We start from the raw sequence: 24215 nt of genomic DNA on the forward strand, positions 1-24215 counted from the left end.
CGGCCGTCCGCTGTCAGGACCGCGTACGAGAGCCGACGGCTGGCGCGCTGCGGTGAAATAAATCCGAAAAGGGGCCGACTGCGACCGGTCGTCAGTGGAAGGTGCGGCCGACTTCCTTCTCCTCGACCTCGGCTTCGCCGGGACCGAAGCGCTCCTCGATCTCCTCGTAGCGCTCCTTGGTCTCCTCGTCGACGCTCGGGGTGACCTCCTCGAGCGCGTGCTCGAAGTGGTCCATCGTGACCTTCACGTTGCCGACAGTGTCGTCGATGTCCTCGGGGTCGACGCTCGCGATGAACTCGCGGGTCGCCGCCATCGAGGCCTCGCGGGCGACCGCCTCGATGTCCGCGCCGACGTAGCCCTCGGTGCGGGTCGCCAGTTCGTCCAGATCCACGTCGTCCGCGAGCGGTTTGTCGCGGGTGTGGACCTCGAGGATCTTCCGGCGGGCCTCCTCGTCGGGGACGGGCACGTGGACGTGCCTGTCGAGTCGACCCGGGCGGAGCAGCGCGGGGTCGATGAGGTCCGGCCGGTTCGTGGTGGCGATGACCACCACGTCCTCGAGCTCTTCGAGGCCGTCCAGTTCCGTCAGGAGCTGGGAGACGACGCGCTCGCCGACGCCGGAGTCGGTGGTGTTCCCGCCGCGTTCCCCTGCGATGGAGTCGATCTCGTCGAAGAACACCACGGTGGGTGCGTTCGCGCGAGCCTTCTCGAACACCTCGCGGACGCCCTTCTCGGACTCGCCGACGAACTTGTTCAGCAGTTCGGGGCCCTTGATCGAGATGAAGTTCGACTGGGCCTCGTTGGCGATGGCCTTGGCGAGCAGGGTCTTCCCCGTGCCGGGCGGGCCGTACATGAGGACGCCTTTCGCGGCCTGCATGTCCATGGCCTCGAACACCTCGGGGTAGTCCAGCGGCCACTGGATCGTCTCGCGGAGGCGCTCTTTGGTCTCTTCGAGCCCGCCGACCTGGTCCCAGGTCACGTCGGGCACCTCGACGAACACCTCGCGCAGGGCCGAGGGTTCGATCCCCTTCAGCGCCTGCTTGAAGTCGTCTTCCGTGACTTCCAGGTGTTCGAGCACCTCGGCGTCGATCTGGTCGGACTCCAGGTCGAGTTCCGGCCGGATCCGGCGCAGCGCGTTCATCGCCGACTCCTTGGCCAGCGACTCGAGGTCCGCGCCGACGAAGCCGTGCGTGCTCTCGGCGTACTGGTCGAGGTCGATGCCTTCGACCAGGGGCATCCCGCGGGTGTGGACCTGCAGGATCTCCTTGCGGCCGTTCTTGTCCGGGACGCCGATCTCGATCTCGCGGTCGAAACGACCGCCGCGGCGCAGGGCGGGGTCGACGGCGTCGACGCGGTTGGTCGCGCCGATGACGATGACCTGCCCGCGCGATTCGAGGCCGTCCATCAGCGACAGGAGCTGGGCGACGACGCGGCGCTCCACGTCGCCCTGGGTCTCACCGCGCTTGGGCGCGATGGAGTCGATCTCGTCGATGAAGACGATGGCGGGCGAGTTCTCCTCGGCCTCGTCGAAGATCTCGCGGAGCTGCTCTTCGGACTCCCCGTAGTACTTCGACATGATCTCCGGCCCGGAGATGTCGGTGAAGTACGCGTCGATCTCGTTGGCGACCGCTTTCGCCATGAGCGTCTTCCCCGTGCCGGGCGGGCCGTGGAGCAGGACGCCCTTCGGCGGTTCGATGCCGAGCGTCTCGAACAGCTCCGGGTGACGCATCGGCAGTTCGATCATCTCGCGGACCTGTTCGAGTTCGTCGTCCAGTCCGCCGATGTCCTCGTAGGTGATGTCGGGGGCGCCGCCCTCGGGGGCGCCGGGGGCGCCTCCCTGGATCTGCTCGGCGGGCTTCTCGGCCACGTCGACCTCCGTCGAGTCCGTGACGACCACGGTCCCCGACGGGTCGGTCTCGGCGATCTTCAGCGGGATCTTCTGGCCGCTCATCGACGAGAGCGGGCCGAGCCCGAAGCTGACGGGCACGGTCTGGCCCTCGGTGACGGCCTGGCCGCTGAGGTTGTTGCGGATCATCGGGCCGACGTTGCCGCGAACCCGGAGGTTCTGCGGCAGGGCGACGCTCACCCGGGTCGCCGGGTTCACGTCGGCCTTCTCGACGTCGACGTTGTCGTCGATGCCGACGTCAGCCTCCTGGCGGAGGCGGCCGTCGATGCGGATGACGCCGCGACCCTCGTCCTCGGGGTAGCCGGGCCAGACCCGCGCGACCGCGCGGGAATCCGTCCCCTCGATGACGATGTAGTCACCGTTCTCGAGGTCGAGTTCGGCCATCGCCGCGCGGTCGATGGCGGCGAGCCCGCGACCCGCGTCCTTCTGTTTCAGGGGCTTGACAGTGAGTCTCATGCGTTCACCTCGATGGTGAGGACGCCGTTGCGGATAAACGCTTGCGCGTCTCCAGCAAGGTCCAGATCGTACTGCTCGTCGTCGACGACGACGATGACCGCGTCGTCGAGCACGTCGACCGAAGCGTCCCGGCCCGGACCGAGGTCCGCCGCCAGGACCGTCTCGTCGTCGTACTCGTAGCGCCGCAGGCCCACGTCGTCGGCCAACTGTTGGGTTCCGGTCATACTAACTCGTAGTTAGCGCGATAACTATATAAATATATCGCTAATTTACCCGCCCCCGTCCCCACCTCATTCCGTAGTGGTGGAATTGCAGTTCACACTGACAGCGGTCTGGGGGATCGGCCGAAAGGGACCCCTTCGGGGACACCGGGGCAGGGATTATCCCGGACTGTGCCGAACCCGGAACCATGGAGACCGTTCGCCACGACGGCCGCGAGACGGCGTACAGAGTCGCCGGCCGCCCGGCGGGGTCGGCGTCCGGGGCCGGACGCGTTCGCGTCCTCTACGTGCACGGTAGCGGCGCCACCCATCGCGTGTGGGCCGCCCAGTACGGCCCCGACGGCCCCGCCCACCCCGCCGCCGCGCTGGATCTGAGCGGCCACGGCGACTCCGGCGACCTCGAAACCGAGCCCGGCTCTGACACGCTCGTCGCGTACGCACGAGACGTGGTCGCCGTCGCCCGCGAGACGGGCGCCGACGTGCTCGTCGGCAACTCCCTGGGCGGCGCCGTCGTCCAGCACGTCGCCCTCGACACCGACTTCGACCCGGAGGCGCTCGTGCTGGCCGGGACCGGCGCGAAGCTCGCCGTCCACGAGGCCCTCCGCGAGTGGTTGGCCGACGACTTCGAGCGCGCCGTCGAGTTCCTGCACGGCGATGACCGACTCTTCCACGACGCCGACGGGCGGGCGCTCGACCGGTCGAAGTCGCAACTGCGCGCAACCGGCCGGGAGGTGACCCGCAGGGACTTCCTGACCTGTCACACGTTCGACGTGCGCGATCGCCTCGACGAGATCGACGCGCCCGCGCTCGCGGTCGTCGGCGAGCACGATTCGCTCACGCCGCCGGCGTACCACGAGTACCTCGCGGAGAACCTGCCGAACGGCGAATACGCGGAGATCCCCGACGCGGCCCACCTCGCCATGGCCGAGCGGCCGGACGCGTTCGGCCAGACCGTCGGCGAGTTTCTCGGAACGGTCGACGCGTGAGGACCGCGGCTCCACCGATCGCGGTCCACGGGCAGAAAACAGGAGACTCAAGGTCCCCTCGCCGAAAGACGCAGACGTGCCAGCGCGCGTCGAGCGAACCGATCCGGACGGTGTCGACTACGGTCGGGTGATGCAGCTCACCTTCGTGGTCACTATCCTCGCGGGAGCCCCGCTCGTCGCCGCCCTCTCGCTCGTCGTCGCGCTACCGACCTGGTCCGACCGCGTCCTCTTCGCCGTCCGCGTCGGGGCCGTCGTCTGGATCGTCACTGCGCTGTCTATCTACGCCTACGAGCGCCGTCGAGACGGGTAACTCCGGGCGTCGTTCGGTCCGATGGTCGGTCCCCGCTCAGACACGGTCTTCGACCCACTGGAAGTCGACGCCGGCCGCCCTGGCGGCGTCCCTGTCCGACGCCGAGTCGCCGACGAACAGTGACCGCCCGGGGGACGCCCCGATCGCCTCGACGGCGTGGAGGAGCGGCGCGGGGTCCGGCTTGACGAGTTCGTGCGAGTCGCGGCCGACGACGGCGTCGACGTGGCCGTCCAGCCCGTGCAGTTCGAGCGCGATCCGGCAGGCCGATTCGCAGTTGAGCGAACAGACGCCGACGGGCACCGAGTGCGGGAGCGCGTCGGCGAGCGCCAGCCGGCGAGCGCTCCGGGCGCCCTCGCGCTCGAACTCCGCGATGGCTTCGTCGACGCGGTCGAGGAGGTCGTGTTCGGCCGCCAGTTCCCGCATCTCCCAGATGTCCGCCCCGTCGGGGTCGTGACCGCGGGCGCTCAGAATCGCGGCACAGCGGTCGGCGACCGCCCCCCAGTCCACGTCGAGGCGGACCAGGGTGCCGTCCAGGTCGTAGACGATGGCGTCGTACTCCGTCACGCCCGTCGGTAGGCAACGAGCGCGCAAATGCGCTTCGACCCGGGCCGAACCGCACCGCGGCGCCCGGTCCAGTCACTCGCCAAGCAGATCGCGAGCGATGATGTTCTTCTGGATCTGGCTGGTCCCCTCGTAGATGGTCGTCACCTTCGCGTCCCGGTAGAACCGCTCGACGGGGAAGTCCGTCGTGTAGCCGTAGCCGCCGTGGATCTGGACGGCCTCGCTCGTCACGTCGACCGCCGCTTCGCTGGCGAAGTACTTCGCCACGCTCGCCGCCGTCCGCGCGTCCTCGCCGCGGTCCTGCGCCATCGCCGCCTCCCACGTCAGTGCGCGCGCCGCTCGCACGTCCGTCCACATGTCTGCGAGTTTGTGCCGGATCGACTGGAAGTCCGCGATCGGCTGGTCGAACTGCTCGCGCTCGCCCGCGTAGTCCACGGCCTCGTCGAGGGCCGCCTGCGCCAGCCCCACCGACTGGGCGGCGATGCCGATCCGGCCACCCGTGAGAATGGAGAACGCGGCTGCGAGTCCGCGGCCGGGCTCGGTGAGCCGATATCGAGCGGGGATCTGGACCTCGTCGAAGATCAGGCTCGTCGTGTCGCTGGCCCGGAGGCCGAGTTTGTCCTCTTTCTTGCCGACTTCCAGGCCTTCGGCGTCGGTGGGGACGAGGAACTGCGTCACCGAGCGGGGATCGTCGGGGTCGGTCTTGGCGAAGACGACGGCGACGCCCGCCCGTTCGCCGTTAGTGATCCACTGTTTCTTGCCGTCGACGACGTACGCGTCGCCGCCGTCGACCTCCCGCGCCGTCGTCGACATCTCGGCGGGGTTCGACCCCGCGTCGGGCTCCGAGAGCGCGAAGGCGCCCACGGGTCGACCGTCGACCATCTCCGGGAGCCACTCCTCGCGGACGGACCCGTCGCCGAACTCCGCGATGCACGAGGTGGCGAGGCAGTGGACCGACAGCGCGGTCGCGACCGCGAGCGACCCGTGGGCGACTTCCTCGTTCACGACGGCGTAGGTCAGCCGGTCGGCGTCGAACCCGTCGTACGCCTCCGGGACCGTCAGCCCGGTCAGGTCGAGGTCGGCGAGCCCGTCCCAGACGTCCTCTGGGAACGCCCCTTCGCGGTCGGCCTCGGCGGCGACCGGTCGGATCTCTTCCGCGGCGAACTCGCGAACGGCGTCGCGGATCGCCTCCTGCGTGGCCGAAAGCTCCATGACGGCCCCTTCGACCACCGCCGGCAAAAATTGCCCGCCCGCCGTCGGGGTGGACGCGGGATCGATGTGAGAGGGATCAGGAGCGCAGAGCGAGAGAGCAGGAGCATGGAGAACGGGAGTGCGGGAAACAGGAATGCGGGGAGCGAACGCTCGGGAAGCGCGAGCGCGGAGAAGTGGGGCGCGGAAACGGATACCGAGAGACCGCCACAGTCGAGGGGAGGGCAGAGACAGAGAGACCGGTGGGTGGGGACCGGTCAGTTCGAGTCGACGAGCTGGACGTCGAGTTCGGCTTCGAGGGCGGCGATGAGCGAGCCGCCGACGTTGGCCTGGGTGGCCCGTCCCTGTTCGACGGCGAGCACGTCGGACTCGTCGGCGTCGACGGCGTCGGCGAGCTCCGCGGTCTGGAGGCCGGCGTCCTGGCGGGCCTCGACGAGGACGTCGCCGTAGTCGCTGACGAGGTAGGGGAGCTGGTCGTCGTCGTAGTCGGCGCCGTCCTCCCAGTGCTCGGCGTCGCCCGAGCCGGCGTCTTGCATGCGCGCGGTGTTCTGGGCAGCGCGGCGCTTCCGGTCGCCGTCGCCGGAGCCCGACGCCTTGGTGGGCGTCTCGTCGTGCTGGGAGCACTCGGAGCAGACGCTGAGTGTCGCTCCGGCGACGCTGGCCGTCTGGAGGTCGACGTTCTCAGCGCCGCAGAGCTCGCAACTGTCGCTGGCGCTGGAGCCGGCGCCACCGGTCGAATACTTAGCCATGCTGGGGGGTAGTGGACAGACCCTATTTGAATGGCCCGTTTTCTCTCGTCGGGATGACCTGACAGCCGACCGGAGTCGTCGGACGTAAACGAAAGGGCTTTTATCGGGGCCAGGGCAACCAATAATCGCAGGCAGACAGACACCCGGTGCGTGGGTAGCCAAGCCAGGCCAACGGCGCAGCGTTGAGGGCGCTGTCCCGTAGGGGTCCGCCGGTTCAAATCCGGTCCCACGCACTACCGGTCCGCTCGCGCGGACCACAGTGCAGGTGCACTCCCTTGGGACTGCACCCACGCAAACTTCCTACCGAAGTTCCCTGTCGAGCGACGCGGACGGCCTCTCGGCAGTCTGCGGCGCTCCACCGTGAGATCAGTCCGCTGACGCGGACCACAGTGCAGGTGCACTCCCTTGGGAGTCACGCGAGCGGAGCGAGCGTGACGTCGATGGGGCCGGTGAGCGGAGGGACGCGGACGGTCTCAGTCCGTCCGCAGCGTGTCGGTGTGGTCCACCTCGGCGATGTCGGGGGCGTCGCCACCGACGACCCGTTCGAGCGTCTCCGTCTCGACGCCGAGTGCCTCTCGCTTCGCCTCCAGACGCTCCTCGATACGAGCGTAGGCGTCGCTCTCGGCGAGTTCCTCCTCGTCGGCGCGGACCTCAAGCGTCGCTTTCTTCGAGGCGAGCGCGAGGAACTGCCGGAGGGCGTCGTCGTAGTCCGCTCGCCGATGCATCTCGTCGACCGCTGCGACCAGCTCGTCGCGACCGACCGGTTTGACCAGGTAGCCGTCGAACGGCAGGTCGACGACGTCGACGTCGGGTTCGACCGCCGTCACCACGACGACGCGGCACTCGTGCGCCCGTTCCGCGATCCGCGTCAGCACTTCGTCGCCGGACAGACCGGGCATGCGGCGGTCGAGCACCACGACTTCGGTCGACGGGCCGAGCGCTTCCAGCGCCACCGATCCGCTGGTGACCGCCCTGACCTCGTAGTCCTCCGCGAGGAACTGGGCGTACGTGTCCGCGATGACCCGATTGTCGTCGACCACGAGCACGGTCGGACCCGCGTCGGTCACGCTGGCATCCTCCGCGGGGACCGCGTCGCGCCGTCGGAATGACCGATCCGTCTCATCGATCGTCCTTTCGCGAGGCTCCGCAAATACGTTGCTCTCCGATTAACAGAGATGATATCGAAGCCGGTGAATCAGGTTTGCGTACTCACTGGACTGAATTTCCGATTCTGTGGAAAATTCGACTCAGTGGCCTATTCTATTATCACACTAGATAATCACATCGCTGGTTTTATAATCCCCTCTCGGCTATATACATGTGCGGCACCATTCGGTGCCACATCACCCACCCACCCCACACCCACCCACCTTTTGCGGGACCCGAACCGGCCAGCGTTAGCGCCGTCGGTTCGACTGATCAGGGAGTACGTCCTGTGCCGAAAGAAGTGAGTGCCGACCGCCTGTAGGGGGCGGCATGTCTTCGGCTTCGACTGTGGCGCTCGCCATGCTGACTGGCTTTCTAACCGGCGCGGTCTTCCGGTTCCTGAACGTCCCGATCCCGGCGCCGCCGAACGCGGCCGGCGTCCTCGGGATCGTCGGTATCTACCTCGGCTACGTCGTCCTCGACCACTTCGACGTCGGGATCGACGTACTCAGTTACGTCTAAACGAGTACGGCGTTGGAAGAGAAGAAGGCGGGTCGTGGGGTTCCCGACCGGAACGAGGGTTCAGTCGTCGGCCGAGGAGTGGCCGACGGCCGGTCGCTGGACCTCCCGATCCGTCTGTTCGCCCTCGATGTCGTAGGGGTACTTGCCGGTCACACAGCCCAGACAGAGGTCTGAGTCGCTCCTGCCGAGCGCCTCCGCGATGGCCTCGATGGAGAGGTACGACAGCGAGTCGGCCTGGATCTCTTCGCGGATCTCCTCGACCGAGCGGTCGGCCGCGATGAGTTCCTCGCGACTCGCCATGTCGATGCCCATGTAACAGGGCGCGATGATCGGCGGCGCACCGATGCGGACGTGGACCTCCTCGGCCCCCGCCTCGTAGAGCAACTCGACGAGCTGCGATGACGTCGTCCCGCGGACGATGGAGTCGTCGATGACCGTGACGGTCTTGCCCTCCACCGTGCTCTTGATCGGATTGAGCTTCAGCCGGACAGCCCGCTCGCGCTCGTCCTGGGTGGGCATGATGAACGTCCGCCCGACGTAGCGATTCTTCATCAGTCCCTCCGCGAATTCGACGCCCTCCGGCGCGGCGTCGGCGTAGCCCGACGCGAACGCGCGCCCGGAGTCGGGTACGGGCATCACGACGTCCGTCTCGATGCCCGACTCCTCCCAGAGGGCGCGACCCAGGTCGCGGCGCACCTCGTAGACGAGTTCGTCGTCGATGACCGAGTCCGGCCGCGCGAAGTAGACGTGTTCGAAGAAACAGTGGGCGGTGTTCTCGGTCTCGACGAGCTGGTAGGTGTCGAAGCCGGTCCCGTCATCGTGGAGGACGACGAGTTCGCCCGGCCGCACGTCGCGGACGAGTTCGCCGTCCAGCGTGTCGATGGCCGCGCTCTCGGAGGCGAGCACGTAGCCGTCGTCGAGTTCGCCGATACAGAGCGGTCGATTGCCCTGCGGGTCGCGAACGCCCAGCACCGTCTCGTCGTGCGTGATCGTCAGCGAGTACGAGCCGTGGATGCGACTCATCGTCCGCTTGACGGCGCGGACGAGGTCCTCTTCGAGCAGGTTGCGCGCCAGGTCGTGGGCGATGACCTCGGTGTCGCCGTCGGAGGTGAAGGCGTGGCCCAGCCCGGCGAGTTCCTCGCGGATCTCCTCGGTGTTGATCAGGTTGCCGTTGTGGGCGAGCCCGAGCGACCCGCTCTTGAACGAGACGGAGAACGGCTGGGCACAGTTGTTGCTGACGCTCCCCGACGTGGGATAGCGGACGTGGCCGATGCCGTTCGAACCGTTGAGCGAGTCTAGGTCGTCCTCGTCGAAGACGTCGCCGACGAGCCCCATCTCGACGTGTTCGTACTGCTGGAAGCCGTCGTGAGTGACGATGCCGGCGGACTCCTGGCCGCGGTGCTGGAGGGCGTAGAGCGAATAGTAGAGGGGGCGGGCGACGTCACGGTCGGTAGTCGAGATGCCGACGACGCCGCACTTCTCGTGCATTTCCTTACTCGCCCGCTTTGTCCTGCCAGGCGTAGTCACGTCGCTTGGCCGACTCGCCGAACCCGCAGGACGCACAGACCTTGTTCTTCACGTGATACGATTTCTCGCCACACCGGCGACACTTGACGTGTGTCGTGGTGTTTTTCTTTCCCTGACTCGGGGTTCCTGCGCCAGTCATGGGTTGATCGAGACGACGTTATCGCCGCGTATAATCGTTGTGTCTTGGTCGTCCTCGATGACCAGGTTCATGTGCTGGTCGTAGCCTGAGAGGTCGCCGACGTACTCCTCGCCGCCCTTCAGACGAACCGTGACCTCCTCGCCGAGCGACGCCTCGAGCACGTCCAGCGGTCGTCCACTCATACCCGAACTGCCTGTCGTCGCGTGCATAAACGTACCGCTTGCCCAATCGACCCCCGACGTACCCGTTTCGTCCCCGGATCGCTCCGTCTCAGCCACTGCGCGATGGCGGGCGCGGCCGCGGGCGCTCCACGTCGAACGGCACTACAGCCCGACGTCGAACGGCGCGAACGATTCGGCCCGTGCGCCCACTGCACCGAGCAGGTCCGCCATCGCGTCGAGGTCGTCTGCCTCGATAACTTCGACGGGCGTGTGCATGTAGCGGTTCGGCAGTCCGAGGCTGAGCGTCGGCGTCCCGCCGCGGGACGTGTAGAACGCGTCCGCGTCCGTCCCGGTTCTCGACCCCGTCGCCTCCAGCTGGACGTCGACGTCCGTCTCGTCGGCCACGTCCCGCACGGCGGCGACCAGCGCCGGGTGGTTGGCGCTCCCCCGCGCCACGACCGGGCCCTCACCGAGTTCGACGCCGGTCGACTTCTTGCCCGGCACCCCCGGCGAATCCGTCGCGTGGGTCACGTCGCAGGCGATCACGGCGTCCGGGTCCAGGTCGAACCCGACCATCCGGGCACCCTGCAGGCCGACCTCTTCCTGGACCGTGCTGACCGCGTAGACGGTCGCGTCAGCGTCCGCTTCCGCGGCCCGACGCAGCCCCTCGGCGGCCGCCCAGATGCCGACGCGGTTGTCCATGCCCCGCGCGGTCAGTCGCCCGTCTTCGAGTTCGCGAACGCGCTGTTCGAACGTCACCGGATCGCCGACTTCGACGAGGTCCTCGGCGTCTTCGCCATCGGCGACGCCGATGTCCACGTGCTGTTCGGCGATCTCCGGCGCGTCGTTGTCCTCGCCGTCCCGCAGGTGGATGGCCAGCTGTCCGATCACGCCGGAGACCGGTCCGTCGTCGGTGTGGACCGTGACGTGCTGTCCTTGCGCGACGGTCCTGTCGGACCCGCCGACCCGGCCGATCCGCAGGAAGCCGTCGTCGGTGACCTCGCGGACGATGAAGCCGATCTCGTCGCCGTGTCCGGTGAACGCGATCGAGGCGTCCGCGTCGTCGCTGCCCTCGTGGACGGCGACGGCGTTGCCGTACTCGTCCGTGCGGACCTCGTCGGCGAACTCGTCGACGTAGTCGACCCAGACTCGCTGGCCGGGTACCTCGTAGCCGGACGGACTGGCGGTCGCGAGCAGGTCGTCGAGAAACGCGCGGTGTGGCTGGTCCATGCGACCACGTTCGACTGAGATCCCTTGAACGTGGCTACCGGCGAGCGCCTCGATTCGGGTTCGGCCGGGCGCCAGCGACTCGCCCCTACCACGAGGTGATCTCGACGTCCCGCAGCGGCCGGTCGAGCGGGATAGACACCTGCCCGCCGGTGTAGTGCGAGAGGTAAAAGCCGACGATGATCTCCAGCGACCGGGTCGCCACGTCGCCGGGCGAGCGGTTCTCTGCTTCCCCGTCGAGGACGTCCTGGATGTGGCGGGCTGCGTTGGGGAACGCGCGCTCGTAGTCGTCTTCCCAGGTCCAGGCGCCCTCGATCCCGTACTCGGCGAGGTCGACCTCGACGTGGTCGCCGTCGTCGAGGCGCCAGTAGCGCCACTCGCCGTCGTCGTTGTTCAGGTAGAGCTTCCCCTCGCTCCCGACGAACTGCATCGTCATCGAGGAGTCCGCGCGCGGGATGGTGCAATCGACGGTCGCGAACGAGCCGTCGTCCATGACGACGAAACCGCCGCCCCCTGCGTCGTCGACGGTCTCGCCCGCTTCCAGGCTGTCGACGGCCTCGTTCTCCCCGGTGATGTGGCCGGCCACGCGCTCGGCGCGCGCGTCGAGCAGTTGCACGAGCGTGTCGAGCAGGTGCGTCGAGTTGCGCAGCAGTTCCATCCGGAACTGCATCGACACCGAGTGGACCTCGCCGAGGAGGTCTTCCTCGCGGACGAGTTCGGCGAGTCGCCGCTGCTTCTCGGTGAACCGGAACGAGTGGTTCACCACGAGTTCGGTGTCGGTCTCGTCGCAGACGGCGACCATCTCGTTGGCGTCGCTCACCGAAGAGGCGATCGGCTTCTCGCACCAGATAGCGGCCGGCTCGGCCGCCGAGCGGGCAGCGTCGACCACGGGATCGTGGTGGAGGTACGACGGCGTGCACACCGAGACCACGTCCAGGTCCTCCGATTCGAGCATGGCCTCGTGACCGACGTAGCGACCGTCCTCGGGGACGTCCCACGCCTCGCCGAACCGGTCGAGTTTCTCCTCGTCGACGTCGGCGACCGCCACGAGTTCGATGTCCTCGGCCGCGTCGTAGCCGCCGGCGTGGCTGGCCGTGAACTTCTTCCGCCCGATGTCTTCCTCGTCGTGCATCCCCAGGATACCGAGCCCCGCGATGCCGCCCGCACCGATGATGCCCGCGCGATATGTCGACATGCCTCTGGCATGACGGGGAGGGGTCTTGGCCGTTTCGTGGTCGACCCGTCAGCGCTCGGGGTGGGCCACGCCGTCGAACCGGACGACGAAGGCGTGGTTGTGGGCCGGCCGCTCGGGGAGAGTCACGGTCACGCCGTCCCGGTCCGAGATCACTTCGCAGGTCGTCGGGCCGTCCGCGGACAGCAGCGTCGCTTCGCCGGGGACGGCTCCGGACGGGATCGGACCCGTCAGCGACAGGTCGTCGTCGGGCCACTCGAACGCCGTCGCGTACAGCGACTCGTCGCGCCACGTGTAGCGCACTGGGACGGCGCTCCGGTCGTCCTCCGCGGTGGCCCAGGGTCGAGAGCCGAATATCGCCTCGCCGTGGACGTCGAGCCACGCGCCCAGCCCCCGGAGCGGCTCGCGCTGCAGGGACGGAATCGTCCCGTCGGCCTTCGGGCCGACGTTGAGCAGGAGGTTGCCGTTCTTCGAGACCACGTCGACGAAGGTCCGGACGAGTTCGCCCGTCGAGAGGTGGTCGCTCTCGTCTTCGGCGCGGTTGTAGCCGAACGAGTGGCCGATGCCGCGGCAGGCCTCCCACTTGCGGTCGCTGACCTCGTCGAGCGTGTGGTACTCGGGCGTGAAGAAGTCGCCGTGGATCTCCGCTGGGTCGCTGTCGGGATCGATCGTCGTCCCGATCGCGTCGACCCCGGCGCGGTCGTTGACGACCACGCCGCGGTCGCGCTCGGCCGCGTCGTCGTAAAACTCAGCTATCAGTTCCTTCGTGCGCAAGTGGTCGCTGTCGGCCGTCGGCGTGTCGAACCACAGGATATCGGGGTCGTACTTCCGGATCAGCTCCCGGTGTTTGGCGTTCATGTAGTCGACGTACTCCCGGCCGGGCGTCGTCTCGGGTTCACCGAGCGGGCCACGGGGGAACGCGGGGTGGCCCTCGGGCCCGCCGAAGCCTGACTGGTAGTAGTTGTAGTTGGCGTGGTAGGAGGCGCCGAACCGGAGGTCCCGCTCTCGGACGGTGGCCGCCAGGTCGCCCACGATGTCGCGTTCCGGCCCTCGTTCGGCGGCGTCGTGGGCGGTGTAGGCGCAGTCCCAGAGCGGGAAGCCGTCGTGGTGTTCGCCCGTGAGGACGACGTACCGGGCGCCCACGTCGGCGAACAGGTCGGCCCACCGCTCCGGGTCCCAGTTCTCGGCGTCCCACTGGTCGACGAAGTCGTCGTACTCGACGTCTTCGCCGTACCGTTCGCGGTGGTACTCGCGGGTCTCCGACCCTTCCGCGTACATGTAGTAGGGGTACCACTCGGCGTACGGTGACCCGTCGGAGGCGGTGATCTCGGCGTCGGTGGGTGCCCAGGCGGGCACGGAGTAGGCGCCCCAGTGGATGAAGATGCCGAGCTTCGCGTCGTGGTACCACTCCGGGACAGGATGGGCGTCGAGCGAGGCCCAGGTCGGTTCGTACTCGTCCATGGCCGGGCCACCGGCGGACGCCTAATCAGCGTTGGGGCGCGAACGATCGGGGAGGGCGGCACCGCAACGCGTCCGTTATTCGTAGGTGTGGAGGCTGCCGGTGGCGTTCGCCTCGATGTAGTCCCAGTCGTAATCGACGCCGAGGCCGGGACCGTCGGGGACCGGGACCGTTCCCTCGTCGTCGACGGTCTCTAGCTGGTCCTCGTAGTCGCCGGCGTACACGGGCGGGGTCGTGTTCGGCGCGTCCGGGTGGACCAGCGCCATCTCGTAGTAGTTGCTATTACGAACGGCGGCGATGCAGTGGCGCTGGGCGGGGCCGGGCGCGTGGAACTCGACGTCGAGGCCGTGACCCTCGGCGACGCGAGCGCGCTTGATTGCGCCGGTGATGCCGCCGTCGTATTCGGGGTCGGCGCGGGTGAAGTCCGTCGACTCGGCGTCGATGAAGTCGGTGAACGGCTCCAGCCCGCGGACGTGCTCGGTCTGCAGGATAGGGGTGTCGAGCTGCTGGCGGAGCTTGCGGTGGGCGTGCTGGGAGATGCCGCCGTCGCGGTAGGGGTCCTCGTACCAGTAGAATCCCTCCTCGTCGAGGGCGCGGCCGAGCTTCAGCGCGTCGGCCAGCGTCTCCAGTTCGCAGGCGGGGTCGTGCATCAGGTCCATCTCGTCGCCGACGCGCTCGCCGACGGCGTGGACCGCGTCGACCTCGCGGTCGAGGTCGCGCGAGCCGTCGCTGCCGCCCCAGCCGTGGATCTTGAACGCGTCGTAGCCGATGTCTTGGCACTCCTCGGCGAAGTCGGCGAAGTCCTCGGGCGTCTCCAGCCCGCCGTTCTCGTCGCCGTGGTAGGTCGATGCGTACGCGGGGATGCGCTCGCGGTAGGTGCCGAGTAGCTCGTGGATCGGCGCGTCGTAGTACTTGCCGGCGAAGTCCCAGAGGGCGATGTCGATGGGGCCGATGCCCATCCGGTCGTACTTGCGGAGGGCGCGTTTGACCTCCGACCAGTGTTTCTCCCGCTCCAGGGGGTTCTTGCCGATGAGGTAGTTCGCGAACGTGTTGTACTGCGCCGCGCCCGGCGAGTTGCCGCCGACGTACTCGCCGGTGATCCCCTCGTCGGTGAAGACCTTGATGGCGAACAGTTTGCGCTCGACGGAGCTCCCGGGTTCGTAGACCAGGTTGAACCCGTGCTGGTCCGTCCCCATGTCCGGTATCTCGTAGGTGAACTCCGTGCTCTCTATTTTCGTTATCTCCGGTGCCATACGCTTGGGTCGACTGGCGGCCTCAAGAATGGTTGGGATGTCGGCGTGGAGCCGGAGTCGGGCGAGGTCTGGGGACCGGCTGTTGCCGGCGAAACCCCTTTCCGGTCGCTCGCCGAATGTCACCTATGGCGAAGTTCACGCTTCTGGAAGTCCACCTCGACGACGCCGAGTTCACCGCGAACGCACCGTACAGCGACGCCGAGTCCGCCGAAACGGGCGGACTGGGCGGTCTCCCGTTCGGTGCGGACGAGGACGAAGGGGTCGAGACGGCGACCGAGGACGACGGGTCGAACCCGTTCGGGATCGTCCTCACGTTCGCCGGAATGATCCTCGCCGTCGTCGCGATCCGGCGACTCCTCGGCGGATCGGGCGAGCCCGCGCTCGAAATGACGGAAGCCGAAGACGCGGAGAGCAGCGGCCTCCTGGCGCGGTTCTAACCGCGACCGGGCGGGGAGAAGGCATATCCCGCGGCGTCACCTGATTCGAGTATGGGACTGTACGAGAGTGTCCGCGCTGTCACGACGGCGTCGGGCGACGGCCCGGTCGACTGGCGCTCCGTCGCGGACGCCGCGAAGGCGTCGACCGAACCGGGCTCGCTGGCCCTGACCGAGGCCGAGGAGAGGGGGTACGCCGACGACGTACGCGACGCCCGGGACCGCGTCCGGTCGGTCGCCGCCGTGGACTTCGACCTGCCCGAGATGGTCGAGATCCAGAACCGCCACCACTGGATCGACGCCAACGTCGCCACCTTCCAGCGCGTCATGCGCCCGCTGGAGGAGCAAGTCACGATGTTCCCCGGGGCGAGCCGCGTCGTCAACACCGGCACGATGAGCATCGCGCTCGCCTTCCTCGGTAACAACGTCCTCGGGCAGTACGATCCCCTGTTGCTCGCCGAGGGAGACGACCACGCGCTGTACTTCGTCCACCCGAACATCGAGAAGGTGGCGGCCGACCTGGACGTCGATTTCGACCGGTTCCGCCGCTGGATCGCCTTCCACGAGGTCGCCCACGCGGCGGAGTTCGGCGCCGCCCCGTGGCTCTCAGACCACCTCGAAACGACGATGGAAGGCGCCGTCGAGGCCCTCGGCGAGGGGACGCTCGACCGCGACGCCCTCAAGGAACTCGACACGACGATGACGGCCGTCGAGGGGTACGCCGAACTCGTGATGGACCGCGCGTTCGACGACGAGTACGCGGACCTCCGCGAGAAGGTCGAGGCGCGCCGTCGCGGACGGGGGCCCATCGCCCGCGTCATCCGTCGACTGCTCGGCCTCGGGATGAAGCGCCGCCAGTACGAGCGCGGCAAGGCCTTCTTCGACGCCGTGGCCGACCGCCGCGGCATCGCCGGCGCCTCGGTCGTCTGGGACGACCCCGCGAACCTGCCGACCGACGCCGAACTCGACGACCCGTCGCTGTGGCTCGCCCGCGTCAGCGAATAGGGACCGAAGCACTCCTCCCTTCTCGACCGGTCGACGGCCGATTCTCGACCGGTTCGCGACGGTACAATCGTTCGACGACCGATCAGCGCCCGCCGCGGTCGCGAGACCGCGATCCTGTCCCGGCTCCGTCGTCGCCGTTCGAACCGGTCCCGTCGTCGCGCTCGTCGCCGTCGCCCCCGTCGGCGAACGGGTTCTCCTCGATGCGGCGCTCGCGCCTGCGCTTGCGCTGCCGCGTCGCCGGCGCGGGGCCGGTCGGGACGACGAACCGGGCCAGCGGGTAGCCGACGACCAGTCCGAACGCGACGGCGCCGACTATCTGAAGCGGCGTCGGATCCATCTGGAGGGCGACCAGCCCCCCGGAGAGGCCGACGAGCAGCGTCACGCCGACCGTGACGCGCCGGTTGAACGACGAGCGCTCGGCGTCCGAGATGGGGTCTACCATCGATACCACCCGACCGGAGGTCTCGCTCGACTCATCCGAGGTCCCTCGCAGTGCTGACGTGCATGCCGACGAACTGCCAGCGCTCGTCGGACGCTGCCGCGTCGGTTTGTTCGTCCTCGTCGGGGTCGGTCGGTTCGTCCGCCTCGCGTCGTTCGAGGGTCCCGCTCCAGCGGGTGTCGAACTCGTAGCGGATCTGTCGGTCGGTGTCGGTCCACGCCAGGGAGACCCGGTCGGCGAACCAGGCGTGGCGGTCGCGTTCGGTGACGCGGAGGTCGCGGCTCTCGACGCTCCACCCGGTCGTCGTCTCCGTCTGTTGGCGCAAACCGTCCGCGACCTCCTCGCCTCCGACGAGTCGTTCCGAGATGCCGACCTTGACGACGTCCTCGCCGGGGGCGAAGAAGGGGGCGAGTGCCTCGCCGGCCCGGAGCGCGTCGTAGTACGCCCGCACCCGGTCGGCGGCGCCCATCAGTGAAAGCCCCGGTCGACCGACTCGTCGATGAGGTCGTCGAGTTCGGCGTCGAGTAGCTGTTCGGCCTCCTCGAAGGTGTCCGCGAGGTCTTCGACCGACTCGGGGCGTCCGTACTGGTCGTACTCCATCGGCCCGTAGGCGGGCGATTCGAGGGCGTCCATCACGTCCTCGAAGAGGGCGTCCGGCGTCGTCGGCGCGTCGGCGTGGGCCTGGACGACCTCTTCGAGTCGGGACGCCGTCTCCTCGGCCTCGTCTTCGTCTTCGATCCCCTGCTGGACGCCGAACATCCCGCCCTCGCCGGGTTCTTCGGGGAACAGCGGGTCGAGTTCGTCGTCGATCTTCCGCGCGACCTCGGCGCCGACGCCGCGCACCTCGTAGGGGTTCTTCGCGTAGGTCTTGACGTGGAACACCCCGACGGAGGGGTGGCCGAAGTAGAGGTCCTCGCCGATGCCGTTCGCGCGGTCGCCGCCGGTCGCGCGCCAACCGCTCGGGTCGGCGGTGCTCTCCACGACGTCTTCCAGGATGTCCTGCCAGTCGCGGACGCGCATGTCGGTCGCGCCTTGGACGCCACCGGGAATGAAGGCATCGGTCCCCGGTCACCCGGTCGGTCTTCGACTCTGGATCGGCGGCCGTCCGCTCGTCTGGTGGCCCGTGCCCCTGCTCGCCTGATGGCCCGCACCCCCACTCGCCCGGTCACCCGCGCCCTCGCCGCGCTGCGGCACCGACCCGGAGGACCGGACGTTTGATTACCCGGGCCACCTGACAGGTGTACAACAACCCGGCGGCCGGACGGCTCCGGCCCCGGACGCGTGGGGATACAACGGTGTCAGAGACAGACGCGACGGGCGACGCCGGTGGCGACGCGGACGCCGGAGCCGCCGGTGTCGACCGCCGACAGGTGGCGCTCGTGGTTCTCTGTCTGCTCGGGCTCGTCGTCGCCGCGTTCGTCGCCCCGATACTGCCCGACGCGGGCGGCGTCGGCGGTGCCGGCGGCGGCCTCGGCGAGGGCGGTGACGGCGGTGGCTCCGATGGAGACAGCGGCGAATCCGGTGACGGCGGCGAGTCCGGCGACGGAGGCGAATCCGGCGACGGCGGTGAGGCCGGCGAGGGCGCCGGTGGTGGCGACGGGAGCGATGGGGACCAGAACGACGGGGAGGGCGACGCGAACGGCGAGGGCGACGCCGGCGGGGGCGGTGACGTGATCCGCGACGACGGCGACCCGATCCCGATCCCGGGCGGCGACGCGCCGCCGACCGAACGGGGCTGCGGGGTCGTCGTGGAGAACGAACCGATCCCGGGCGGGATCGTCGAAGTCAGCGTGTACGACGACCTGGCCCCCGCCGCGGACGTGCCCGTCTGGTTCGGCGACCGCTTCGTCGGCCGCACCGACGAGACCGGCAGCGTGAGCGGCCGGGCGCCCTACACCCGCGAGATGAACGTGACCGTCGAGATGCCGGGCGCCGACTGCGAGTTCTTCCGTCGACCCTATCGCGACGAAGCCGAGTCGGACCTCGGTGGACTGGACCGGTCGCTGATGCCCGGCCCGTCGCTCGACGAGTCGGTGTCGCTCGGTTCGTCGCTGGGAACTCTCGACGGGACTCCGCTCGCGCTCGGTGGTACCGACGACGGACACCGCTCCGCACAGGCGACCGAGGACGAGGCGAACGACACCGCACCGTACGCCGTCCACGGGGCGGTCAACCTCTCCGTCGCCGGCGACCGGTACCCGGGCGAGACGGTGACGGTCTTCGCGACGGTCGAGCACGTGCCCATGCGCCGGGCGAACGTCAGCGTCGACGGCGATCGCGTCGGACGGACGACGGCGAACGGCACTTACGAACTCGCGATCCCGCGAGACCGCGAGCGCGTCACGGTCACGGTCGAGCGCGGCGACTTCGCGGGGTCGACGGCCGTCGACGTGTGGCTCCTCGACGCGCGCGTGGTCCCCCAGGAGGGACTACCATTTCCGGGCGAACCCGCGCTCGTCAACGCGACCGTGGGCGGGCCCCCCGTCGACGGCGCCCGCGTCTCCCTCGACGGGTCGCGACTCGGTCGGACCGACGACAGCGGCAGCCTCGCACTCTCGCTCCCGGCGGATCCTCGCCAGACGGTCACGGTCGAAACGGAACGACAGACCGCGACGACGACGCTCTGGAGCGCGTACGCGGCGACGCTCGTCCCGAGCGCGCTCCTGCTGGTCGTCGGCGTCCTCGGTGTGAGCGTCACCGCTCGCGCTCGCGGGCGGCGCGCCGCCCGCCGCGCCGCCCTGCTGTGGGCCGGCGTCGCGACGATGTTCGTCGGCCTCGTGGTCGGCGAGGGCCTCGGCTTGCTCGTCTCGACGGGGGTCGTCCTGCTCGGTGCGGCCCTGTCGAATCGCCAGCGCGTCCGGTCGGGCGGCGGTTCGCTGGCCGAGACGCTGCGCGCGCTCGTCGCGTTCGTCCGCCGGACGGCCCTGGCGGTCGCCGACTGGGTGGCTGTCGCGCTGGACCGGCTGGCTGCCGTGCTCGGCCGCCTCGCCGCGCGCATCGCCGCGCTCCCGCTCTCGGCCCGCGGGCTCGCGGCTCGGCTCTGGGGCTGGCTCCGGGCGCTTCCGGGACGCGTTCGCGCGTTCGCGGCTGCCAGACTCTCCGTCCGCCGCGTCGTCGGCGCCGTCGCCTGTGTCGCGCTCGTCGTCGCGCTCACCGCCCGATTCGGAGCGCTCGGGTTCCTGGGGTCGCTCGTCGCGCTGTTCGTCGGTTTCCTCGCGTACCGCCGGTGGACGCGCGAGGACCCCGAGGCCGATGCCGACGCCGGCGCCGACGCCGGACCGGCCTGGGGTGCGCGGAGTCGGCGAACGGGGGGCGACGACGGGGCGACGCGACGTTCGCTTCGCGCGATCTGGCGCCGGTTCGCGCGATGGGTTCGCCCGAACTCCTGGCGCCAGTCGACCCCGGGGGAGGTGTCGCGGGCGGCCATCGAGCGCGGCTTCCCCGAACGGCCGGTGCGCGTCCTCACCGAGGCCTTCCGCGAGGTGGAGTACGGCGACCGGTCGTCGACCGACCGGAGCGAGCAGGCCCGCGAGGCCTTCGAATCGATCGAACGCGAGCGGGAGGGCGAGGACACGTGAAGCGCGTCCTCGCCGCGCTCGCGGCTCTGATCGGGACGCTCGCCATCGCCGCCGCGCTCGCGATGGCCGTCGTGCTGACGCCGGTGACCGCCTCCGAGGCGGGCGCCGGGGCAGCCCTCGTCGCGCTGGTCGGCGGCGTCATCGCGGTCGCGAAGCTCTATCGTTCTGGCGACGACGACGAGACGGTCGCGCCCGCGCCGTGGACAGACGAGGGCGCGCTCGTCGTCGGGACGCCCGAGGAGACGGCGGACCCGGCGGACGTGACCGGCGAGGAGTTCGCGAAACGCGTCGACGAGGCCTGCGAGCGGGCAGCGTCGGGCGAAACCGTCGAGGACGGGTTCGAAGTCGTCCGGCCGCCGCTGCGGGAGACGCTGACGCGCGTGCTCGTGGCGGGCGGCACCGAACGGGAGACGGTCGCGGACGTCCTCGCGACGGGCGCGTGGACGGACGACCGGGTCGCGGCCGCGGTCCTCGACGAGCAGGTCCAGCGGCCACGAGTGTCGCTCCGCGAACGGATCCGGGCCTGGTTGTTCCCCGAACGGGTCGTCCGTCGGCAGTCCGCCCGGGCGGTCGCGGCGATCGCCGACGCGGCCGACGCGGAACTCCCACCGGTCGTCGGCCAGCGCGCGCCGCGCACGGTGCCGACGCTCGCGCCCGCGCTCGGCAGCCTCCAGCGCTCCGCGGACGGGACGCTCCAGCGGGCCAGCGCGTCGCGCCCCACCGGTTCCCCCGCGACCGCCGACGGGGCGACCGACGGCGGGGCGACAGACGACGAGGAGACAGGCGGTGGGACGACAGGCGAAGAAGAAACCCCCGACGAACCGACAGGCGAGTCCGGCGGCGAACGGGCCGCTGCCCGCCGAGACGTGGATACCGACGGTTCGGGGGACGGAGACGCGGGGGTTGCGGATCTCGTCGAGGAGGTGTGGGACGATGCGTAGGCGTCGCGTCCGCTGGCGCGGGGCCGTCGCCGCGACGCTCGTCCTCGCGGTGGCGGGGCTGTGGAACCGGAGCGCCGCGCTCGTGCTGGCCGCGGCCGTTCCGCTCGTCTACGTGGCTTACGGCACGCTCTCGACGGTCGACTCGCCGAACGCCGTCGCGGTCGAGCGCACGGTCGACCCGACGCCGGCGCCACCGGGCCGCCCCGTCACGGTGACGGTGACCGCGACGAACGAGGGCGAGCGGACGCTCTCGGACCTGCGGGTCGTCGACCGGGTCCCCGACGACCTGCAGGTCGTCGAGGGATCGCCGCGCGCGGGGACGACGCTCGAACCGGGCGAGTCCTGTACGGTCGAATACACGGTCGTCGCGCGCCGCGGCGAGTACGACTTCGAGCGACCGCGAGCGCGCCTCCGCTCGGGCGGTGCGGGGATGGTCGCGACGACGGCGCTCGAAACGGCCGGCGACGACCGGCTGGTCTGTCGGCTGGACGCCGACGCGCCGCCGCTCGCCGACCGGGGCGACGACTTCGTCGGGAGACTCACGAGCGACCGGCCCGGTCGCGGCGTCCAGTTCCACTCGACACGGGAGTACCGCCACGGCGACGCCGCCGACCGGATCGACTGGCGGCAGTACGCTCGCCGGGGCGAACTCGCGACCGTCAACTACGAGCGGTGGGTGTCGACGTCGGTCGTGGTCGTGCTCGACGCCCGCGACGTCTGTCGCGTGGCCGCGGGACCGGGCCGGCCCACGGCGGTCGAACGCTCCGCGTACGCCGCGGTCCGGACGGTCACCGCGCTCCTGCGAGTCGGCCACGACGTCGGCCTGGCGGTGGTCGGCCGCGACACCTCGAGCCCGGGCGGGCTCGACTGGGTCTCGCCGGGGACTGGCTCAGACCACCGCTCGCGGCTGCTCGACAGCATCGAGCGGGCGGTCGAGGTCGACGTGCCGAGCGACGTGGACCCGAGCTACCAGTTCCGGAAGGTCGCGGAACTCGCGAGCCCGCGCTCGCAGATCGCGCTCGTCTCGCCGCTGCTCGACGCGGAACCCGCACAGGCGGTCTCCTCGTGGGGCGCGCTCGGTCGCTCGCGGGTCGTCCTCTCGCCGGACGTGGTGTCGGCGACGACCGTCGGCGGGCAGCTCGACGCCGTCCGACGGCGGACGCGGCTCGCGCGCTGTCAGTCCAGCGGGGCGCGAACGATCGACTGGCGGCGCGGGACGCCGCTGGCGCTCGTCCTTGAGTACGCGCTCGCCGTCGAAGCGCGCCGGCCCGCGGGAACGGCCACGGGAGGGGGTGGCTGATGCCGTTCGGTCCCCGCCTGGACAGGCCGTCGGCCGTCGGCGACGAGGGGCGACCACGCGAGACGAGTCTCGGCATCGCCGCGGTGACGGTCGTCGCGCTCGCGCTGGCGACGGGCGTCGTCCTCGGCCGGCCGACCTTCCTCACGGGCTTCGCCCTCGTCGCCGGCATCGCGGCGGCTGGGGTCGCCCTGCTCGACCGCGACACCCTCGGCGAGAAGGTCGTCGGCCACCTCTGCTTCCTCCCGGGGGCGATACTGCTCGGGGTGCTCGTGGTCGTCTATCCGGGCGGGCTCAACCTGCTGATCGGCGGCTTCGCGCTCGCGCTGCTCGGGACGGCGAGTTCCTGGGCGGACGTGGCGACGGACGAGCCGCTGGAGTCGGCGCTCTCGCAGGGGATCCTCTCGTACGTGTTCGGCCTCTGCTGGCTGTTCGGGAGCGGCATCGTCCTCGCCGGCCTGTTCCTCTGCTGGCAGCTCGCGACCGGGACGACCGCGGCGTCGAACCCGACGGCCGCCGCGATCGGCTTCCTGGCTGTCGTCGGACTCGTCGCCGCCGCGGTCAGGGTCTCGCTCCGCGCGCTCCCGGTCGTGCAGTTGACCCCTCGCGACCGACGCGACGCCGTCCGGGCGAACCTCGGGGGAGCGAAGCGCGCGCTCACGCTGGCGGCGCTGGGCGGCGTCGGAACCGCGCTCGTCTCGCTGGTCTTCCTCGCCACCTCCTCGCCGGCGCTGGGGCTCGTTCCCGGTGCCGCGCCGGTCGTCGGCGCGCTCGCCTCGGTGTTCGTCCTGGGGCCGCTGCTCGCCGTCGGCGCGCTCGCGCTCCTGGCGGCGGGCGTCGCCGTCGGCGCCAGGCAGATCACCCGGCAGTTCGACGAGACGAAGACCCGGACCGTCGCTGGCGCCATCGCCGGCGCCGGCTACGTCGTGGTTCTCCTCTTCGGCGTCGTCCCACAGGCGGCCGGGATCATCCTCTTCAGCCCGATACTGTTCCTGATCGCCGTCCTGCTCGCGCCGCTGGCCGTGTTCGTCCTCGTCGGGTTCGCGCTGATCGCCGTCCGTCTGGACGTGTTCCCCGACCGGGCCGGCGGGCCGGCGCTGGCCGCCGCGGGCCTGGTGATCGCCGCTATCGGCGCGGACAGCGGCGGGCTCCCCGCACCGCTCGTGTTCGCCTGCGTCGCGGGGGCGCTCGTCGTCTGGGACGCGGGGTCGTTCGGCCTCGGTCTCACGGCCGAACTGGGCCACCGCCCCGAGACCAGGCGCCTGGAGCTCTACCACGGTGTCTTCGCCGTCGGGATCGGTGCGGTCGCCGTGCTGGGCGCCACTGGCCTGTACGCGCTCCGGACGACCGCCCTGGGACCGGCGGGCAACACGGTAGCGATGACCGCCGCCGTCGTCGGCACGCTCGTACTGGCGGCGTTACTCCGCGGATAGGGCATCTAGAATCCGCCGCTGCCGTCCGGCCTCGCAGTTCCGCGTCGGGGATCGCACAGATTCATGT

At 70.0% G+C, this 24215-nt stretch carries 25 protein-coding genes and 1 tRNA gene; 10 read left to right on the forward strand and 16 right to left on the reverse strand.

Features of this window, described 5'->3' with window-relative positions; all coding sequences use genetic code 11:
* Positions 1–91: 91 nt before the first annotated feature.
* Both ACMGFE_RS05785 and ACMGFE_RS05790 read right to left on the reverse strand, forming a co-directional pair.
* Complete coding sequence (locus ACMGFE_RS05785; protein WP_436924126.1) at positions 92–2359, reverse strand: CDC48 family AAA ATPase; 2268 nt, start codon at positions 2357–2359, stop codon at positions 92–94.
* Positions 2356–2583, reverse strand: a complete 228-nt coding sequence (locus ACMGFE_RS05790) for a DUF7127 family protein (protein ID WP_436924127.1) — start codon at positions 2581–2583, stop codon at positions 2356–2358. The genes ACMGFE_RS05785 and ACMGFE_RS05790 overlap by 4 nt, the downstream gene beginning before the upstream one ends.
* A gap of 185 nt (positions 2584–2768) precedes the next feature.
* Here ACMGFE_RS05790 and ACMGFE_RS05795 point away from each other — a divergent pair, with 185 nt between their 5' ends.
* Both ACMGFE_RS05795 and ACMGFE_RS05800 read left to right on the forward strand, forming a co-directional pair.
* A complete protein-coding gene (locus ACMGFE_RS05795; protein ID WP_436924128.1) occupies positions 2769–3566 on the forward strand; it encodes an alpha/beta fold hydrolase in 798 nt (265 codons plus the stop codon).
* Between the two features lie 76 nt (positions 3567–3642).
* Positions 3643–3876 (forward strand): DUF5822 domain-containing protein, encoded by a 234-nt coding sequence (locus ACMGFE_RS05800; RefSeq protein WP_436924129.1) that lies wholly within the window; start codon positions 3643–3645, stop codon positions 3874–3876.
* 36 nt (positions 3877–3912) lie between these two features.
* On the opposite strand, the gene ACMGFE_RS05805 is transcribed toward ACMGFE_RS05800, so the two are convergent.
* The 3 genes from ACMGFE_RS05805 to ACMGFE_RS05815 all read right to left on the reverse strand — a co-directional run bounded on the left by ACMGFE_RS05805 (position 3913) and on the right by ACMGFE_RS05815 (position 6395).
* Positions 3913–4440, reverse strand: a complete 528-nt coding sequence (locus ACMGFE_RS05805) for an HAD family hydrolase (protein ID WP_436924130.1) — start codon at positions 4438–4440, stop codon at positions 3913–3915.
* Positions 4441–4512: 72 nt separating this feature from the next.
* Positions 4513–5649 (reverse strand): acyl-CoA dehydrogenase family protein, encoded by a 1137-nt coding sequence (locus ACMGFE_RS05810; protein ID WP_436924131.1) that lies wholly within the window; start codon positions 5647–5649, stop codon positions 4513–4515.
* A 254-nt stretch (positions 5650–5903) separates the two neighbouring features.
* Positions 5904–6395: a helix-turn-helix domain-containing protein gene (locus tag ACMGFE_RS05815; protein WP_436924132.1), complete on the reverse strand. Its 492-nt coding sequence runs from the start codon at positions 6393–6395 to the stop codon at positions 5904–5906.
* Positions 6396–6543: 148 nt separating this feature from the next.
* Here ACMGFE_RS05815 and ACMGFE_RS05820 point away from each other — a divergent pair.
* Positions 6544–6628 (forward strand) — tRNA-Leu (locus ACMGFE_RS05820).
* 240 nt (positions 6629–6868) lie between these two features.
* Here the strand turns inward: ACMGFE_RS05820 and ACMGFE_RS05825 are convergent.
* On the reverse strand, positions 6869–7462 hold the full coding sequence (locus tag ACMGFE_RS05825; protein WP_436924133.1) for a response regulator transcription factor: 594 nt from the start codon (positions 7460–7462) through the stop codon (positions 6869–6871).
* Between the two features lie 409 nt (positions 7463–7871).
* On the opposite strand from ACMGFE_RS05825, the gene ACMGFE_RS05830 reads away from it, so the two are divergent.
* Complete coding sequence (locus ACMGFE_RS05830) at positions 7872–8063, forward strand: XapX domain-containing protein (protein WP_436924134.1); 192 nt, start codon at positions 7872–7874, stop codon at positions 8061–8063.
* Positions 8064–8123: 60 nt separating this feature from the next.
* On the opposite strand, the gene purF is transcribed toward ACMGFE_RS05830, so the two are convergent.
* The 7 genes from purF to ACMGFE_RS05865 form a co-directional block, all read right to left on the reverse strand.
* On the reverse strand, positions 8124–9551 hold the full coding sequence (gene purF, locus ACMGFE_RS05835) for an amidophosphoribosyltransferase (protein ID WP_436924135.1): 1428 nt from the start codon (positions 9549–9551) through the stop codon (positions 8124–8126).
* Between the two features lie 4 nt (positions 9552–9555).
* Entirely contained in the window at positions 9556–9729 is a 174-nt protein-coding gene (locus ACMGFE_RS05840; RefSeq protein WP_135363063.1) for a 50S ribosomal protein L37e, read from the reverse strand.
* Positions 9726–9911, reverse strand: a complete 186-nt coding sequence (locus tag ACMGFE_RS05845; RefSeq protein WP_436924136.1) for an LSM domain-containing protein — start codon at positions 9909–9911, stop codon at positions 9726–9728. The genes ACMGFE_RS05840 and ACMGFE_RS05845 overlap by 4 nt, the downstream gene beginning before the upstream one ends.
* A gap of 141 nt (positions 9912–10052) precedes the next feature.
* Positions 10053–11120 (reverse strand): M20/M25/M40 family metallo-hydrolase, encoded by a 1068-nt coding sequence (locus ACMGFE_RS05850; protein WP_436924137.1) that lies wholly within the window; start codon positions 11118–11120, stop codon positions 10053–10055.
* 85 nt (positions 11121–11205) lie between these two features.
* Positions 11206–12312, reverse strand: coding sequence for a Gfo/Idh/MocA family protein (locus tag ACMGFE_RS05855; protein ID WP_436924138.1), 1107 nt, complete (start codon positions 12310–12312; stop codon positions 11206–11208).
* A 48-nt stretch (positions 12313–12360) separates the two neighbouring features.
* A complete protein-coding gene (locus ACMGFE_RS05860; protein ID WP_436924139.1) occupies positions 12361–13770 on the reverse strand; it encodes an alpha-L-fucosidase in 1410 nt (469 codons plus the stop codon).
* Between the two features lie 75 nt (positions 13771–13845).
* On the reverse strand, positions 13846–15021 hold the full coding sequence (locus ACMGFE_RS05865) for an enolase C-terminal domain-like protein (protein ID WP_436924140.1): 1176 nt from the start codon (positions 15019–15021) through the stop codon (positions 13846–13848).
* Positions 15022–15146: 125 nt separating this feature from the next.
* On the opposite strand from ACMGFE_RS05865, the gene ACMGFE_RS05870 reads away from it, so the two are divergent.
* Positions 15147–15458 carry a hypothetical protein gene (locus ACMGFE_RS05870; protein ID WP_436924141.1) on the forward strand — a complete coding sequence of 104 codons (312 nt, stop codon included), beginning with the start codon at positions 15147–15149 and terminating at the stop codon, positions 15456–15458.
* A 51-nt stretch (positions 15459–15509) separates the two neighbouring features.
* Positions 15510–16460, forward strand: coding sequence for a zinc-dependent metalloprotease (locus tag ACMGFE_RS05875; protein ID WP_436924142.1), 951 nt, complete (start codon positions 15510–15512; stop codon positions 16458–16460).
* Positions 16461–16542: 82 nt separating this feature from the next.
* Here ACMGFE_RS05875 and ACMGFE_RS05880 read toward each other — a convergent pair whose 3' ends face one another.
* Genes ACMGFE_RS05880 through ACMGFE_RS05890 form a run of 3 tightly spaced genes read right to left on the reverse strand, consistent with a single transcriptional unit; the run spans position 16543 to position 17919 of the window.
* Positions 16543–16902: a DUF8527 family protein gene (locus tag ACMGFE_RS05880; RefSeq protein WP_436924143.1), complete on the reverse strand. Its 360-nt coding sequence runs from the start codon at positions 16900–16902 to the stop codon at positions 16543–16545.
* Positions 16903–16933: 31 nt separating this feature from the next.
* On the reverse strand, positions 16934–17368 hold the full coding sequence (locus tag ACMGFE_RS05885) for a nuclear transport factor 2 family protein (RefSeq protein WP_436924144.1): 435 nt from the start codon (positions 17366–17368) through the stop codon (positions 16934–16936).
* Positions 17368–17919, reverse strand: coding sequence for a hypothetical protein (locus ACMGFE_RS05890; RefSeq protein WP_436924145.1), 552 nt, complete (start codon positions 17917–17919; stop codon positions 17368–17370). The genes ACMGFE_RS05885 and ACMGFE_RS05890 overlap by 1 nt, the downstream gene beginning before the upstream one ends.
* Before the next feature lie 275 nt (positions 17920–18194).
* On the opposite strand from ACMGFE_RS05890, the gene ACMGFE_RS05895 reads away from it, so the two are divergent.
* From ACMGFE_RS05895 to ACMGFE_RS05910, 4 genes are read left to right on the forward strand one after another with little or no spacing between them, the layout of a single operon-like run.
* Complete coding sequence (locus ACMGFE_RS05895) at positions 18195–20477, forward strand: DUF4129 domain-containing protein (RefSeq protein ID WP_436924146.1); 2283 nt, start codon at positions 18195–18197, stop codon at positions 20475–20477.
* Positions 20474–21418, forward strand: coding sequence for a DUF7269 family protein (locus ACMGFE_RS05900; protein ID WP_436924147.1), 945 nt, complete (start codon positions 20474–20476; stop codon positions 21416–21418). Before ACMGFE_RS05895 ends, ACMGFE_RS05900 begins: the two co-directional genes overlap by 4 nt.
* Entirely contained in the window at positions 21411–22718 is a 1308-nt protein-coding gene (locus ACMGFE_RS05905; RefSeq protein WP_436924148.1) for a DUF58 domain-containing protein, read from the forward strand. The genes ACMGFE_RS05900 and ACMGFE_RS05905 overlap by 8 nt, the downstream gene beginning before the upstream one ends.
* Positions 22718–24148: a DUF7519 family protein gene (locus tag ACMGFE_RS05910; protein ID WP_436924149.1), complete on the forward strand. Its 1431-nt coding sequence runs from the start codon at positions 22718–22720 to the stop codon at positions 24146–24148. Before ACMGFE_RS05905 ends, ACMGFE_RS05910 begins: the two co-directional genes overlap by 1 nt.
* Positions 24149–24215 lie beyond the last annotated feature (67 nt).

Origin of the sequence: Halosimplex amylolyticum (genome assembly GCF_051414035.1) — an archaeon.
In the GTDB taxonomy this organism is placed as follows: Archaea; Halobacteriota; Halobacteria; order Halobacteriales; family Haloarculaceae; genus Halosimplex; species Halosimplex amylolyticum.